10 protein-coding genes are annotated in these 13435 nt (G+C 73.9%); 4 read left to right on the top strand and 6 right to left on the bottom strand.

Features of this window, described 5'->3' with window-relative positions; genetic code table 11:
• Nucleotides 1-9 precede the first annotated feature (9 nt).
• Complete coding sequence (locus AC07FK_RS10100) at nt 10-1158, top strand: aldose epimerase family protein (protein WP_479104231.1); 1149 nt, start codon at nt 10-12, stop codon at nt 1156-1158.
• 58 nt (nt 1159-1216) lie between these two features.
• On the opposite strand, the gene AC07FK_RS10095 is transcribed toward AC07FK_RS10100, so the two are convergent.
• From AC07FK_RS10095 to AC07FK_RS10085, 3 genes are all read right to left on the bottom strand, one after another.
• Nucleotides 1217-3811 carry an alpha-L-arabinofuranosidase C-terminal domain-containing protein gene (locus AC07FK_RS10095; RefSeq protein ID WP_479104229.1) on the bottom strand — a complete coding sequence of 865 codons (2595 nt, stop codon included), beginning with the start codon at nt 3809-3811 and terminating at the stop codon, nt 1217-1219.
• A gap of 122 nt (nt 3812-3933) precedes the next feature.
• Nucleotides 3934-4332, bottom strand: a complete 399-nt coding sequence (locus tag AC07FK_RS10090) for a hypothetical protein (protein WP_479104227.1) — start codon at nt 4330-4332, stop codon at nt 3934-3936.
• Between the two features lie 276 nt (nt 4333-4608).
• Complete coding sequence (locus AC07FK_RS10085; protein ID WP_479104225.1) at nt 4609-5670, bottom strand: hypothetical protein; 1062 nt, start codon at nt 5668-5670, stop codon at nt 4609-4611.
• A gap of 268 nt (nt 5671-5938) precedes the next feature.
• Between AC07FK_RS10085 and AC07FK_RS10080 the strand changes: the two genes are divergently transcribed.
• Nucleotides 5939-7024, top strand: a complete 1086-nt coding sequence (locus AC07FK_RS10080; RefSeq protein WP_479104224.1) for a WD40/YVTN/BNR-like repeat-containing protein — start codon at nt 5939-5941, stop codon at nt 7022-7024.
• A 62-nt stretch (nt 7025-7086) separates the two neighbouring features.
• On the opposite strand, the gene AC07FK_RS10075 is transcribed toward AC07FK_RS10080, so the two are convergent.
• On the bottom strand, nt 7087-7764 hold the full coding sequence (locus tag AC07FK_RS10075; RefSeq protein WP_479104222.1) for a uracil-DNA glycosylase: 678 nt from the start codon (nt 7762-7764) through the stop codon (nt 7087-7089).
• Between the two features lie 487 nt (nt 7765-8251).
• Between AC07FK_RS10075 and AC07FK_RS10070 the strand changes: the two genes are divergently transcribed.
• Nucleotides 8252-9289 carry an N-acetylglucosamine kinase gene (locus AC07FK_RS10070; RefSeq protein WP_479104220.1) on the top strand — a complete coding sequence of 346 codons (1038 nt, stop codon included), beginning with the start codon at nt 8252-8254 and terminating at the stop codon, nt 9287-9289.
• Between the two features lie 95 nt (nt 9290-9384).
• Nucleotides 9385-10308, top strand: a complete 924-nt coding sequence (locus AC07FK_RS10065; protein WP_479104218.1) for a sirohydrochlorin chelatase — start codon at nt 9385-9387, stop codon at nt 10306-10308.
• Between the two features lie 135 nt (nt 10309-10443).
• On the opposite strand, the gene AC07FK_RS10060 is transcribed toward AC07FK_RS10065, so the two are convergent.
• Complete coding sequence (locus AC07FK_RS10060) at nt 10444-11532, bottom strand: lactonase family protein (RefSeq protein WP_479104217.1); 1089 nt, start codon at nt 11530-11532, stop codon at nt 10444-10446.
• Between the two features lie 121 nt (nt 11533-11653).
• Nucleotides 11654-13177: an FUSC family protein gene (locus AC07FK_RS10055; RefSeq protein WP_479104215.1), complete on the bottom strand. Its 1524-nt coding sequence runs from the start codon at nt 13175-13177 to the stop codon at nt 11654-11656.
• Between the last annotated feature and the right edge of the window lie 258 nt (nt 13178-13435).

Genomic DNA, 13435 nt, shown 5'->3' with positions numbered 1-13435 from the left:
ATCATCACGATGAACACGAGCAGACGCACGGTACTGGCGGGAGCGGCAGCCGCCGCGGGCCTGGCCGCGACGGGCACGGCGTACGCGGCCCCCTCCGCACGGCCCGCCTCTCGGGAGCTCTTCGGCCGGCTGGCCGACGGCACGAAGGTGCACCGGTGGACCGTCGCCAACGGCGGGACCCGGCTGAAGGTCCTCTCGTACGGCGGGATCGTCCAGTCCCTGGAGGTACCGGACCGGCACGGGCGGGCGGCGAACGTCTCGCTGGGCTTCGACAACCTCGACGACTACGTCGCCGGGTCGCCGTACTTCGGAGCGCTGATCGGGCGTTACGGCAACCGCGTCGCCAAGGGCCGGTTCACGCTCGACGGGCGCACGTACCAGCTCCCCGTGAACGACGGCCCGAACAGCCTGCACGGCGGCGACCAGGGCTTCGACAAGCAGATGTGGGACGTGGAGCCCTTCAGCAGGGGGTCCGACCGCGGGCTCGTGCTGCGGCGGACCAGTCCGGACGGCGAGATGGGCTACCCCGGCACGCTGAAGGTGAAGGTCACGTACACGCTGACCGCGCGCGGCGCCTGGCGGATCGACTACGAGGCCACCACGGACCGGGCGACGGTCGTCAACCTCACCAGTCACACGTACTTCAACCTCTCGGGCGAGGGCAGCGGCTCCGTCGACGGTCACACGCTGGAGCTGGCCGCCGCCCGCTACACGCCCGTCGACTCGACGCTGATACCCACCGGTGAGCTGGCGCGCGTCGCGGGAACGCCCTTCGACTTCCGGCGGGCGAGGACGATCGGCGAGCAGGCCCGGGTACCGCACCAGCAGGTGCGGTACGGGAAGGGGCTCGACCACAACTGGGTGCTGGACAAGGGCATCACCGCCACGCCCGGATACGCGCTGACGCTCACCGATCCGGGGTCGGGGCGGGTGATGAGGATGCACACGACCGAGCCGGGGATGCAGTTCTACAGCGGCAACTTCCTCGACGGCACGCTCGCGGGAACGTCGGGACGGCTGTACCGCCAGGGCGACGGGCTGTGCCTGGAGTCGCAGCACTTCCCGGACTCGCCCAACCAGCCCTCGTTCCCCTCGACGGTACTGCGTCCGGGAACGGCGTACCGCTCCACCACGGTGCACGCCTTCTCGGCACGCTGACCCGCGCGCCGAAGCCCCCTGCCGGCCGGCGGCAGGGGGCTTCGGCGTGCACGGGGTCTCAGTCGGTCCTGATGCGCATGAAGGTGACCGAGTGCGCGGGGAAGGTGTGCGTGAACGTGGTGTCCACCCCGTCGAGGGTGGACCGCTCGGGTTTGATCGGCCGGTCGGTCGGGGTGTTGACGGCGTCCGGCGCGCCCCGGAGCGTGGTCAGACGCGCCTTGGGCGAGACGACGGTGGTCTCCCGGCCGAGGTCGATCCTCGTACGGGCGGGCGCGTCCTGGGCGTTGACGACCTTGACGACGAGTTCGCCGGCGGCCCTGTCGCGGGTGACGACCTGGCGGAACGGTTCGGCCACCTTGTCGTCGGTGAAGCTCCCCCACTCCTGGCCGTCCAGGAAGAGGGTGACCTGCCGGCCGCGTACCTGGACCTTGACGTCGTACGTGCGGCCGGTCTCGATCGTCGTACCGCGCTCCACGAGGGTCTGCTTGGCGCCGCCCACGGCCTTCTCGACGACGGAACGGGTGTTGTTCCAGCCACCGAGGTTCCACCAGTAGTAGTTGCCGGTGTCCTTGACCCCGAAGGCGATCAGGAAGCCCTCCTTGCCGGACTGCTTCGTGGCCTCGAGTTCGAGGTCGTAGTCGTGCCAGGAGGGGTCGCCCGCGGTGACGAGAGTGTTCTCGGCCGACGCGTCGGACTGGACGTACGCGCCGTCCCGCACGGACCAGGAGCCGGCGCCGGCCGCCCTGGTCCAGCGGCTGTCGTCGCCGGAGAAGTCGTCGGCGAAGAGGCCGACCCCGGCCGCCGACGTGACGCTCACGTCGTCGTACGCCGCCGCCGTGGCCCAAGTGGACAGGCCCACGGCGCCGGTGATCGGGCCGGTCGCGGCGGGGGTGCCGGACGCCCTGCTCGGTACCACCTCGTCTCCCACGTTGTTCATGAACAGCTTCTGCGTCTCGTAGCTGGCGCTTCCCCAGGAGGCGGTGTTGTCGAACCAGATCATGTTCGGCCGCCACTGCGCGTCGTTGGTGTCGGCGAGGACCGGGGCGTACGAGGCGAGCTTGACGACGTCCGCGTTGCGTTCGAGGCCGGTCATGTACGCGGCTTCGGCGAGGGCGTTGGAGAAGCGGTTGTCCAGCGAGGCGTACTCGCCGAGGAAGACCTTGGGGCCCTCGCGGTCGTAGGCGTCGTACCGCGCGTTGTTCTCCAGGAACCACTGCGGGCTGTTGTAGTAGTGCTCGTCGACCATGGCGACACCGGCGTCGCGGTTCAGCTGCCAGGCGCGGTCGAAGACGGTCCCGCTGTCGTCCGGGCCGGAGTTGCTGATGACGGTGATGCCGGGGTGCTCGGCCTCGATGGCCTCGCGGAACTCGGTGAAGCGCGCGAAGAACTCGTCGGGGAGGTTCTCTTCGTTGCCGACCTCCAGGTGGGTGAGGCCGAAGGGCTTGGAGTGGCCCATCTCCGCCCGCTTCCCGCCCCACGGGGAGGTCACCGGCCCGTTGGCGAACTCGATGAGGTCGAGCGTGTCCCGGATGTGGCGGCGGAGCAGTTCCGGGTCGTCGGTCGCCCTGTTCTGGCCGCAGCCGGTGACGAGAGCGGGGACCACGGGCAGGGCCATCGCGCCGATGTCCTCGGCGTACTGGAAGTACTCGTAGTAGCCGAGTCCGTACGTCTGGTTGTAGCCCCAGAAGTTGGCGTTCACCGGCCGCTGCTCGACCGGGCCGACGGTGTCCTTCCACTGGTAGGAGCGTTTGCGCTCGAAGTCCGGCGCCTCGTACGCCTCGTGGCTTCCGGTGTTCACCAGGCAGCCGCCCGGGAAGCGCAGGAAGCCGGGTTTCAGGGCGGCGATCTTCTCGGCGAGGTCCTTGCGCAGCCCGTTGGGCCGGCCCTTGTAGGTGTCGCGGGGGAAGAGCGAGACCATGTCGAGCCGTACGGTGCCGCCGCCGGCGGCGGTGACGGCGAGCCGGCCCGCGCCGCTGCTGGTGCGGGCGGTGAGCGTTCCCGTGTACTGCGTCCAGCGGTCGCCGCGTGCGGTGATGCGCAGGGGCTTCGCCAGCGGGGTGGCGCTGCCGTCCCCGGCGCGCAGTTCGACGCCGAGCGGCGTGCCGTTGCCGGGCCGGTCGGTGCGGGCCCAGACCGAGAAGTCGTACTTCTTGCCGGCGCGGACGGCGATCCCCTCGTTGTAGCCCGTGTTCGCGACGCCGAAGGATGCGCTGCCGCCGCCGTTTCCGGCCAGGTCCAGCCGCAGGTAGCGGCGGTTGCGCTCGTTCAGGCGCTCGCCGTCGTCCACGACGCGCGCCGTACCGGTCGCTCCGCCGCTCGCGGTCTCCTTCCACGAGGTGAGCGGGGTGTAGGCGCGGTTGTCGGCGGGGTCGTACTCGAAGGAACGATTCTGCACGAGTTCGGCGTACAGCCCGCCGTCGGCCGCGTGGTTGATGTCCTCGTAGAACACGCCGTACATCGAGTCGTCGATCGCCGGCCCCGCACGGGTCGGGTCGACCTTGATGGAGTAGTCGACGGCCTCCGCTTCGGCGGCTGCCTCCACTGCCGCGGCGGCCGGCCTCTCGGCGGGCGCGACGACGAGGGCGGCCGTCAGGCCGGTGAGAACGGCGGACGCGACGGCTAGTCGGCGTCCGCCCCTTCCCTTGCTGCGCATACGGGCTCCTGGTGTTGTTCGTTCGAAATATCGGACGTTGACCACAATCCCGAACGAGAACATAGGCAGGTGCGCATGACAGGTCAACTCCCCTGCGGGAGCGGGATTTTCGGCGGTGTGACTTACGCGCGTCGCCGCAGGGCGATGTCGGTGTCCGCCGCGTAGCTCTGGGTCCACTGGCGTCCGCCGTCCGACGCCCAGGTGACGTGGACGGTGTCGCCGTCGGCCCGGACGCGTTCCACGGTGATCGCGCGCTCCCCCGTCCTCACGTCTCCGCGCCGCAGCTCGCCCGCCTTGACGGTGGGGAAGGTGTCCTTGAGCCGTGCCTCGGCGTCGTCGGCCGCCCGCAGCAGGGCCGCGGCCAGTTCCCGCGCCTGCGCGGGCGTGGCGACGAGGGGGACGTACCGCCCGGCCCGTACGCCGATGTGGACCCGTCCCGCCTCCGCGTCGTCGGCCGGGCCGGGGGCGACCTCCACGAGGGCCGCCGGATCGTCCGGCGTGTGCAGGCGGATGTCGGGCATGTTCGCTCTCCTCAGACGTGCGCGCCCACGGCGACCTCGCCGATGGCCGCTTCAGGACCGGCCTCCATGATCCCCCGGGTACGCCTCGGGGGGCGGGCGGGGGCGCGGGGTCGTGGTGGGCCGCGCGGCCGGGCGGTGGCATGGCGCGGGGCTGCCGGCTCGGAGTACGGGACGGCAGCACTCCGAGCCCTGCCCCGCCGGGCCGGGCTCCCCGCTCCTCGGCCGCTTCTCAGCCGCTCGGCCGCCTGGCCGCCTGGCCGCCTGGCCGTTCAGCCGCTACCAGTCGCCGTCCGCCACCGGCTTGCCCGGTGCGTCGCCGAGCGGATGCACCTGGTGCGGGGACGGCTGCTGCCACGGTGTGTGGTCGTCGCCCAGCCACTCACCGACCGGCTTCACGCCGCCCAGCGCGTCCGTCGGCGCCACGTCCTCGCCGTCCGCGTCGTAGTAGTCGAACCACGGCAGCCCCGCCCGGGTGTACGCCGCCCGGTCGACGGGGGACGGCGGCGGCTCCTCCCCGGTGATGCGTCGCCACTCCGGCGGGGTCACCAGGTGCACGAAGACCCGGCCCGACGGCTCGGCGGCCCAGTCGGAGGCGGGCCGGTCGTCCTTGTAGACCTCCTGGCGCATGGAACCGCCCACGCCCAGCCCCATCGCCGCCGCGGCCCGCGGCGCGGGTGCTCCGCCATGACCGCCCATGGGGGCGGACATCATGGCCGGGGGCGGCATCGGGGCGCCCGGAGCGGGCGCTCCGTACAGCGCCTGCGGCGGCATCGCGGCCCTGCGCTCCGCCGCCCTCCGCTGCTCCTCCCGCCACGCGGCCAGGGGCCCGTCCGCGAGCGGCCACGACTGGAGTTGCAGTCCGCCCCACTTCTCCTCGCCGGTGACCTGGCCCTCCACGGTCGCCCCCAGTCCGAGCGGCACCGCGACGAACTGCCGCACCGTTCCCGTGCCGGAGTTGATGCCGTCGAGCCAGGGCTGGCGCGGCAGCACGAGGTAGTTCTGCGGTCCGCGCGACAGGCGGCTGTTCCACGGCTTGCCCGAGACCGCGCACACCTTACCGACCGCCACCTGGAGGGCGCCCGGCTCGACGGTGCCGGCGAAGCTCAGCCACATCGCCTCGCGCAGGTACACGGGCAGCATCACGCCGCCTCTGGCCAGCCACTCCTGCGGCACCGTCGCGGCGTGGTCCTCGACCCTGCGCAGCGGGAAGTTGCCCAGGCCCGGCGGGAGGGAGTGCGTTCCCTTCTCGGGCAGGCGCAGCGTACGCACGAAGCGCACCCGGACCCCGCCCGGCAGCAGCAGACTGTCCCCGTCGATCCGTACCGCACCGTTGGTCACCGGCGCACTCCCCTCGCTTCGGTACCACTGATCGCTCCCGCTGTTATAAACGATCGTTCCGTACCGTGCGGTTCCATTTCCTCCGGCCCGGCCGGCCGGCAGGTCGTTCTCCGGCCCCGACGCACAGGTACGCCGCCGTGGCGGTCCGCTCCGTCCGCGCCCCCAACGTGCCGTCCGACCTGCGGTGACGCGCTGGTGGGGCCCACTGTCAGTGGTCGGGTGCACACTGGCCCGTATCTGAGACAACGGCGTCCTGGAGGTGTCGGCCATGACCGACGTACTGCTCACCGTAGGCACGCGAAAAGGGCTCTTCATCGGCCGCGGGCGCGGCGGCGAATGGGAGATCGACGGGCCCCACTTCAACGCGCAGGCCGTGTACTCGATCGCCATCGACACCCGGGGCCCGGTCCCCCGGCTGCTGGTCGGCGGGGACAGCGCGCACTGGGGCCCGTCGGTCTTCCACTCCGACGATCTGGGCGCGAGCTGGGTCGAGCCGAGGCAACCCGCGGTGAGGTTCCCCGAGTTCACGGACACGTCGCTGGAGCGGGTCTGGCAACTGCGTCCGGCCGGGGCCGAGGCGCCCGACGTGGTGTATGCGGGAACGGAACCGGCGGCGCTGTTCCGGTCCGAGGACCGGGGAGAGTCCTTCGAGCTCGTCCGCCCGCTGTGGGAGCACCCCACGCGCTCGCGGTGGGTGCCGGGCGGAGGCGGCGAGGGGCTGCACACGATCATCACGGACCCGCGCAACGCCCGGGCCGTGACGGTGGCCGTCTCCACCGCCGGGGTGTTCCGCTCGCTGGACGGCGGGACGAGCTGGACGCCGTCGAACAAGGGGGTGTCGGCGGTCTTCCTGCCCGATCCGGACCCGGAGTTCGGCCAGTGCGTACACAAGATCGCCCAGGACGCGGCCGATCCGGAGCGGCTGTACCTGCAGAACCACTGGGGGGTGTTCCGCAGCGACGACGCCGGGGCCAACTGGTCGGACATCGGGGCGGGGCTGCCGTCGACCTTCGGCTTCGCCGCCGCCGCGCATCCGCACCGCGCGGACACGGCTTACGTCTTCCCCATCACGGCGGACTCCGACCGGGTGCCGGCCGGCAACCGGTGCCGGGTCTACCGCACGCGGGACGCCGGGGCGAGCTGGGAGCCGCTGTCGGACGGGCTGCCGCAGGAGGCGCACTACGGAACGGTGCTGCGCGACGCGCTGTGCACGGACGACGCGGATCCGGCGGGGGTCTACTTCGGCAATCGCAACGGCGAGCTGTTCGCGAGCGCGGACGACGGCGACAGCTGGCGGATGCTCGCGTCGCACCTGCCGGACGTGCTCTGCGTACGGGCCGCCGTCATCGGCTGAGCCACCGTGGTACGCGCACGGGCCTCCCCGTGCGCGCCGTGGCTCCGAGACGCGCGCCCGGCCTAGGGGAGCTGCCAGTTCACCGGCTGCGCGCCCTGGCGGACGAGGAGGTCGTTGGTGCGGCTGAACGGCCGCGAGCCGAAGAAGCCGCGGTCGGCCGACATGGGTGACGGGTGCGCGGACTCGACGGCCGGGAGGTCGCCGAGCAGGGGCCGCAGGTTGCGGGCGTCACGGCCCCACAGCACGGACACCAGCGGCTTCCCTCGCGCCACCAGGGCGCGGATGGCCTGCTCCGTCACTTCCTCCCAGCCCTTGCCCCGGTGGGCGGCGGGTTTGCGGGGAGCCGTGGTCAGCGCGCGGTTCAGCAGCAGCACGCCCTGCCGGGTCCAGGGCGTCAGGTCACCGTTGGAGGGGCGGGGCAGGCCGAGGTCGCTGTGCAGCTCACGGAAGATGTTCTCCAGGCTTCCCGGCAACTGGCGCACGTCCGGCGCGACCGAGAAGCTGTGCCCCATGGCCATGCCCGGGGTCGGGTACGGGTCCTGACCCACGATCAGCACCCGCACCTCGTCGAAGGGCTGCTGGAAGGCGCGCAGGACGTTGGGGCCGGCGGGCAGGTACGTCCGGCCTGCCGCGATCTCCGCACGCAGGAAGTCGCCCATGGCCGCGATGCGCCCCGCCACAGGGTGAAGGGCGTCCGCCCAGCCGGGCTCGACAAGTCGGTTCAACGGTAGTGCTGCCACGGCGCGTCACTCTACTGGTGCAACCTGCCCGCTCCCCAACCCGCCCGTCGCGGTACGGAGGCCCCCGGTCGGCCGGCGCCCCGCGCGGCCCTCCCGAGCGACCCACCCGCCCGCCACGACCGCCGTGCCCGGCCGGCCGCCCGGGCCGCACCACCGCCTGCCCTGCCCGGTTTCCGGCTGGCGCCGACCGCCGTGCCCGCAGGCCCGGTCGGCCCCGCACGACCACCGACCCGCACGACCACCGACCCGCACGACCACGGGGCCCGCGACCGCTGGGCCGGCTGGATCGCGGGTCCGCGTCCGACCGGAAGGCCGGCCCGACGGCATCACCGGTCCGACCACATCGCGAGTCCGCCGACACTGCCGGGCCGACCGCATCGCCGACCCGGCCGCAGCACTGGGCACCGCCCCGCCGTTGGCCCGGTCCGGTGCGTCGGTCGCGGGATAGGGTGCCGTCGATGCCGCTCGTCTGCCTGGAGTTCGGTCCATGAGGCTACGTCCCCGCACCACCGGCCCCGCCGTGACGCCCTGGGTGCTCGGGGTCGACTCCGGCGGTTCGGGGCTGCGGGTGGCCCTCGCGGACGCCTCGGCCCCGGAGGGCGCCAAGGTCACCGCGTCGCGCGAGCCGGTGCGCACGAGCCCCGCCGGGATCGACGCGGCGCACCTGCTGGAGCAGTTGCTGCCCATGGCCCGTGCGCTGCTCGGCGAAGCCGGCGACGGGGACGCCGCCGCTCCCCCCGTCGCGGTCGGCGCCGTCGCCATCGGCGCGGCGGGCATGGCGACGCTCGGCGACGACCTGCGGGCCCGGCTGCCCGGGGCCCTGGCGAGCGCCCTGGGCGTACGGCGTCTCGCGCTGGCCGCCGACGCGGTCACGGCGTACACCGGGGCGCTCGGCATGCGCCCGGGCGCGGTGGTCGCGGCCGGCACCGGCATGATCGCGCTGGGGACGGACCTGACCGACTGGCGCAGGGCGGACGGCTGGGGGCATCTGCTCGGCGACTGCGGCGGCGGCGCCTGGATCGGCCGCGCCGGACTGGAAGCGGCGATGCGCGCCCATGACGGGCGCCGCGGGGGCTCGCCCGCACTGCTGGCCCGCCTGGAGGCTGTGTTCGGCCCCGCGCCCGGCTTGCCCAGCCTGCTCTACCCGCGCGCCGACCGCCCCGCCGTGCTGGCCTCGTTCGCGCCGGAGGTGGCCCGCTGCGCGACGGCCGCACCCGCGGATCCGGTCGCCGTGCGCATCCTGCGGGAGGCGGCCGGGCACATCGCCGACGCCGCCGTCGCGGTCTGTCCGCCGGCCGGGGTGGGCGAGGTCGCCCTCACGGGTGGCCTGTTCAAGATGGGCGAGCCACTGCTCGTACCGCTGCGGGCGGCGCTCGCCGAGCGGCTGCCGCACGCGCGGACCGTCCCGGCGGCAGGAGATCCGCTGGCGGGGGCGGTGCGCGTCGCCGCCGCGCTCGCCACGGACGGCCTGCGGCTGCCCGTCGACGGGCGGCTGCTGCACGTACCGACAGAGCAGGGCAGTTGAACGCATAGCGACTCACGGGAGAAATACGGACAGACACCGCTGCAACGCCCCCTCCCCGAACAGCCGAGCACACAAACCCAGTAGCATGCGGCGCCATGAGCTCCCCCACTGGGCCCGCATCCGGCCTGCCTGTACGAATGCCGCGACCACGACAGTCCGGACGGCACCGCCGGCCGGAACCCGTGGTGGCACCCGAGGGCGCGCCCGCGCTTGTCCTCGCCGTCCCCGGCACCCCGGGCAGCGCGTCGCGCAGCCTGGCGGAGGAAGTCGTCAGCATCGCCCGTTCCGAGTTGCCCGGCCTCGACGCCAGGATCGGGTACCTCGACGGCGACAACGACGAGTACCCCGCCCTCGAAAGCGTGCTGGCGCACACCGCCGCCGAGCGCACGGCCCGCTACGAGCAGGCGCGCGCAGCGGGCCGTGAGGCCGCCGAGCCGCAGGGCCCCGCGGCGGTCGTGGTGCCGCTGCTCGCGGGCCCGGAGAACGCCCTGATGCGCCGGATACGGCAGGCCGTCATGGACAGCCGCGCCGCCGTCGAGCTGACCGACGTCCTCGGCCCGCACCCGCTGCTCGCGGAGGCCCTGCACGTGCGCCTCTCGGAGGCCGGTCTGTCCCGCGCGGACCGCGCCAGGCTGTTCACGGTGGCGACCGCGGCCGACGGCATCATCCTGGCGACCGTGGGCGGCGACGAGGCCGTGCAGGCCGCCGGGATCACCGGCATGCTGCTGGCCGCGCGGCTCGCAGTACCGGTGATCGCCGCCGCGCTCGACGAGGAGGGCTCGGTGGCCGCGGTGGCGGAGCAGCTGCGCGGTTCCGGTTCCACGCAGCTCGCCCTGGCGCCTTACGTGATCGGTCCCGAGGTGCCCGACAGCCTCCTGGACGCGGCCGTCAAGGAGGCCGACTGCGCGACCGCCGAGCCGCTGGGCGCCTACCCGGCCATCGGCAAGCTGGCCCTGTCGCACTACACGACGGCGCTGGGCATCGCTCCGCAGCCTGCCCAGGGCATGCCCGCCCACTGAGCGCGGCCACGAGCGCCCAGGAGCGACGCCCGAGGGCCCGCACCGGACGACCGGTGCGGGCCCTCGGGCTTTCCCCACGTGCCCCCGTTCCGCGCTCTCGCACCGTCCCCGGCGGACGCGGCTCGCGGTCAGGTCTCAGCCGAAGACGACGCAGGACGCCGCCGGCGCCTCCACGGAGCCCGCGCGGCGCGGTATGCCGGTCTCCTCGTCGATGTCGAACCAGGTGACGTCACCGGAGCGCTCGTTGGCGGCGTAGAGCCTGCGCCCCGACGGATCGAGGGCGAGGTCGCGCGGCCAGTGCCCGCCGCATTCCACAGTCGTCACGAACTCCGCCACGGCCCCGCTCGGGGCGAGCGCGAGCACGGCGATGCTGTCGTGCCCCCGGTTCGCCACCCAGAGGAAGCGCCCGTCGCGGGCGACGACGACCTCTGAGGGGTACGTCGCCCCCTCCGTGCCCGGCGCCACCACGGGCGTCTCACGCAGCGGTACGAGCACTCCGGACTCGGCGTCCCAGCGGCAGACGGTGACGGTCGGCTCCAGCTCGCCCACGACGTACGCGTGTCCGCCGCCGGGGTGGAAGGCGAGGTGACGGGGGCCGGTGCCGGGCCGCAGCGCGGTCTCGGTGTGCACGCGCAGGGTGCCGGTGGGCGCCGTGAGGGCGCAGACCCGTACGGAGTCGGTGCCGAGGTCGACGCTGAGCACCCACCCTCCCGTGGGATCGGGCAGCACCTGGTGTGCGTGCGGCCCGGCCTGCCGGTCCGGGTCGGGGCCGTTGCCCCGGTGGTGCAGTACGCCGGTCGCGGCTTCCGGGCCCCCCTCCGCGCCGACGGGGAGCACCGTGAGGCTGCCGGACCCGTAGTTGGCGGTCACCACGTGCCCGGCGGCGAGCGCGAGGTGGGTGGGCGCGGCGCCGCCCACGGGAACCGGCTCGCCCGCGGGGAGGGGGGCGCCGTCGCCGGACACGTCGAAGGCCGCGACGGCTCCGTCCTCCGTCTCGCTGACGGCGTACAGAATCGTTCCGCCGGGCACGAGGGCCAGGAACGACGGGTCGGCGACGGCGTCGGTCGAGCCGAGCGGGGTCAGCGCGCCCGTCCGCGGGTCGACGTGCGCGGCGGTGACCCCGCGGCCGCCCGCCGAGGTGAACGACCCGATGAACGCCCGGACCGGCCGGCCGGCCCCCTGCGGCCCTGCGACAGCCGGTTCCGCCTCGTTGCTGCTGCTCACCGTGGAGCCCCTTTCCGCCGTGTGATCGCGCACAGCCGTGCGGGCTGTGAGAGCCCGGAGGCCCAGTCACATTCTCCCGGGCGGCGCGGCGGGTCGGGACCCGCCGGGGGAAGTCCCCGGTTCAGGACCCGACCAGCGGGGAGTCCGGGGAGCTGTGCAGGGGCGCGGCGAGTTCGGTCAGCACCTTCTCCAGGCCGTGGAGGTGGCGCAGGGCGGCCTCCGCGGTCGGGTGGTCGTTCCGCTCGGCGGCCGTCCGGGTCGCTGGGTCGGGCGCGGCGGCCGGCCGCCCGCCGGGCGACACCAGGGCCTGGACCGCGGCCTCCACGCGCCAGCAGGCCGCTGCCAGGCGCGCGTCGTGCGACGCCTGCGGGTCGGCGGCGACGGAGGCGAGTCCGCGCACCTCACGGGCGCAGTCGTCCAGCAGGGCGAGGACCTGGCGGGCACGGGCCTTGCGGGCGCGCAGCGGGTTGAGGGGGTGCACCAGAGGAGCCAGCGAGAGCCGCGCGCGGCCGATCACGACCTCGAGCTGAGCGGCGAGCGGCGCCGGGTCGGCGTCCGGGTCGCCCGCCAGCCGGCGGGCCGCGGTGGTGGTGCAGTCCTGCACGCTGCGCACGGCGCGTTCGATCCAGGCGTGGGTGGTGGAGTGCGTCGTGACGGGCAGGACGAAGGTCACGGCGAGCGCCGCGCCCAGGGCGCCGACACCGGTCTCCGCGAGCCGCAGGGCGAGCAGGCTCGGCTCCAGGGCACCCAGCAGCCCGTACAGCAGGGAGACCATCAGGGTGACCGCGAGCATCATCCAGCTGTACGACACCGGCGCGGTGTAGAAGATCCCGAAGACGCACACCGCCACGAGGGCCGCCGTGGGGGCGACCGCCCCGTGCAGCGGGAGGGCGAGGAGCAGCCCGGCGACGATGCCGACGACCGTGCCGAGGAGCCGGCGGAAGCCGCGGAGCAGGGTCTCGCCGCGCGACGAGGTGTTCACGAAGATCCACCAGGCGGCGCCGACGGCCCAGTACCAGCGTCCCTCGGAGAGCACTTGGCCCACCACGAGGGCGAACGCGCCGGCCACGGCGACCTGGACAGCCTGGCGGGTCGTGGGGCGTGCGAGGCCGGTGCCGCCGGGGAGCGCGGGGGCGGCGGGCGGCGGGAGGCGCCGCTCGTAGCACCACAGGCCGAAGCGGACGCCGGAGGAGGCGAGCAGGGCGAGGGCGACCGCGGTGTACAGGCCGGGCAGCTGCCCGGGGACCGTGTGCAGGAACTGCGCCACGAAGAACATCATGAAGGCGAACACGCCCAGCGCGTGGCCGCGCGGGCCCCAGCGCCGGGCGTACACCCCGAGCCCGGCGACGGCGAGGAACGCCGCGTCGCGCAGCAGTGGGGTGTCGTGCAGCCCGGCCGCGAGAGCGAGGACGGGGAAGCCGACGGCGGGCAGCAGGGCGGTGCTCAGCACCTGGGAGCGGACCGTCGCGTCGGTGACCGTGAACAGGGCGAGGAGTGCCGCGAGCCCGCCGGTGATGACCGCGGGGAGGGTGTGACCGGTGAGGCCGCAGACGGCCACGGCCAGCCCGACGCCGAGGACGGACCGGGTGGCGCTGCGCAGCCGCAGCCGTCCCGGGTCCGGCACCACGAACATCCTCTTCAGCACTGCTTTCCGCCCCGCTTTCGCTCTGACATCGCACGGATGTCGCACTGATACCGCACCGGCATGAAAAAGGCGCCACGGAGTCCGCGGCGCCATCGACCCGTCCATCAGAACATCTGATGCCCCCATGGCTCAAGTCAGGCGTCAGACACTGTGCCATTGGCCCAGCGAAATGCGGTGATCACCGCCCGCGCGCGGGCCAACGGACCACGGGGACGAGGGAGGCGTCCGACCCGGTCGCCGCAAGCCCGCCGTACGCCG

Source organism: Streptomyces sp. NPDC046122 (assembly GCF_056429965.1).
This window is presented reverse-complemented; position numbering and strand designations above follow the sequence as displayed.

Bases quoted from the DNA above. Each gene is read 5' to 3' on its own strand.
- AC07FK_RS10090 (WP_479104227.1), bottom strand. From the start codon at position 4,332: ATGCCCGACATCCGCCTGCACACGCCGGACGATCCGGCGGCCCTCGTG.
- AC07FK_RS10070 (WP_479104220.1), top strand. From the start codon at position 8,252: ATGAGGCTACGTCCCCGCACCACCGGCCCCGCCGTGACGCCCTGGGTG.
- AC07FK_RS10065 (WP_479104218.1), top strand. From the start codon at position 9,385: ATGAGCTCCCCCACTGGGCCCGCATCCGGCCTGCCTGTACGAATGCCG.
- AC07FK_RS10080 (WP_479104224.1), top strand. From the start codon at position 5,939: ATGACCGACGTACTGCTCACCGTAGGCACGCGAAAAGGGCTCTTCATC.
- AC07FK_RS10100 (WP_479104231.1), top strand. From the start codon at position 10: ATGAACACGAGCAGACGCACGGTACTGGCGGGAGCGGCAGCCGCCGCG.
- AC07FK_RS10095 (WP_479104229.1), bottom strand. From the start codon at position 3,811: ATGCGCAGCAAGGGAAGGGGCGGACGCCGACTAGCCGTCGCGTCCGCC.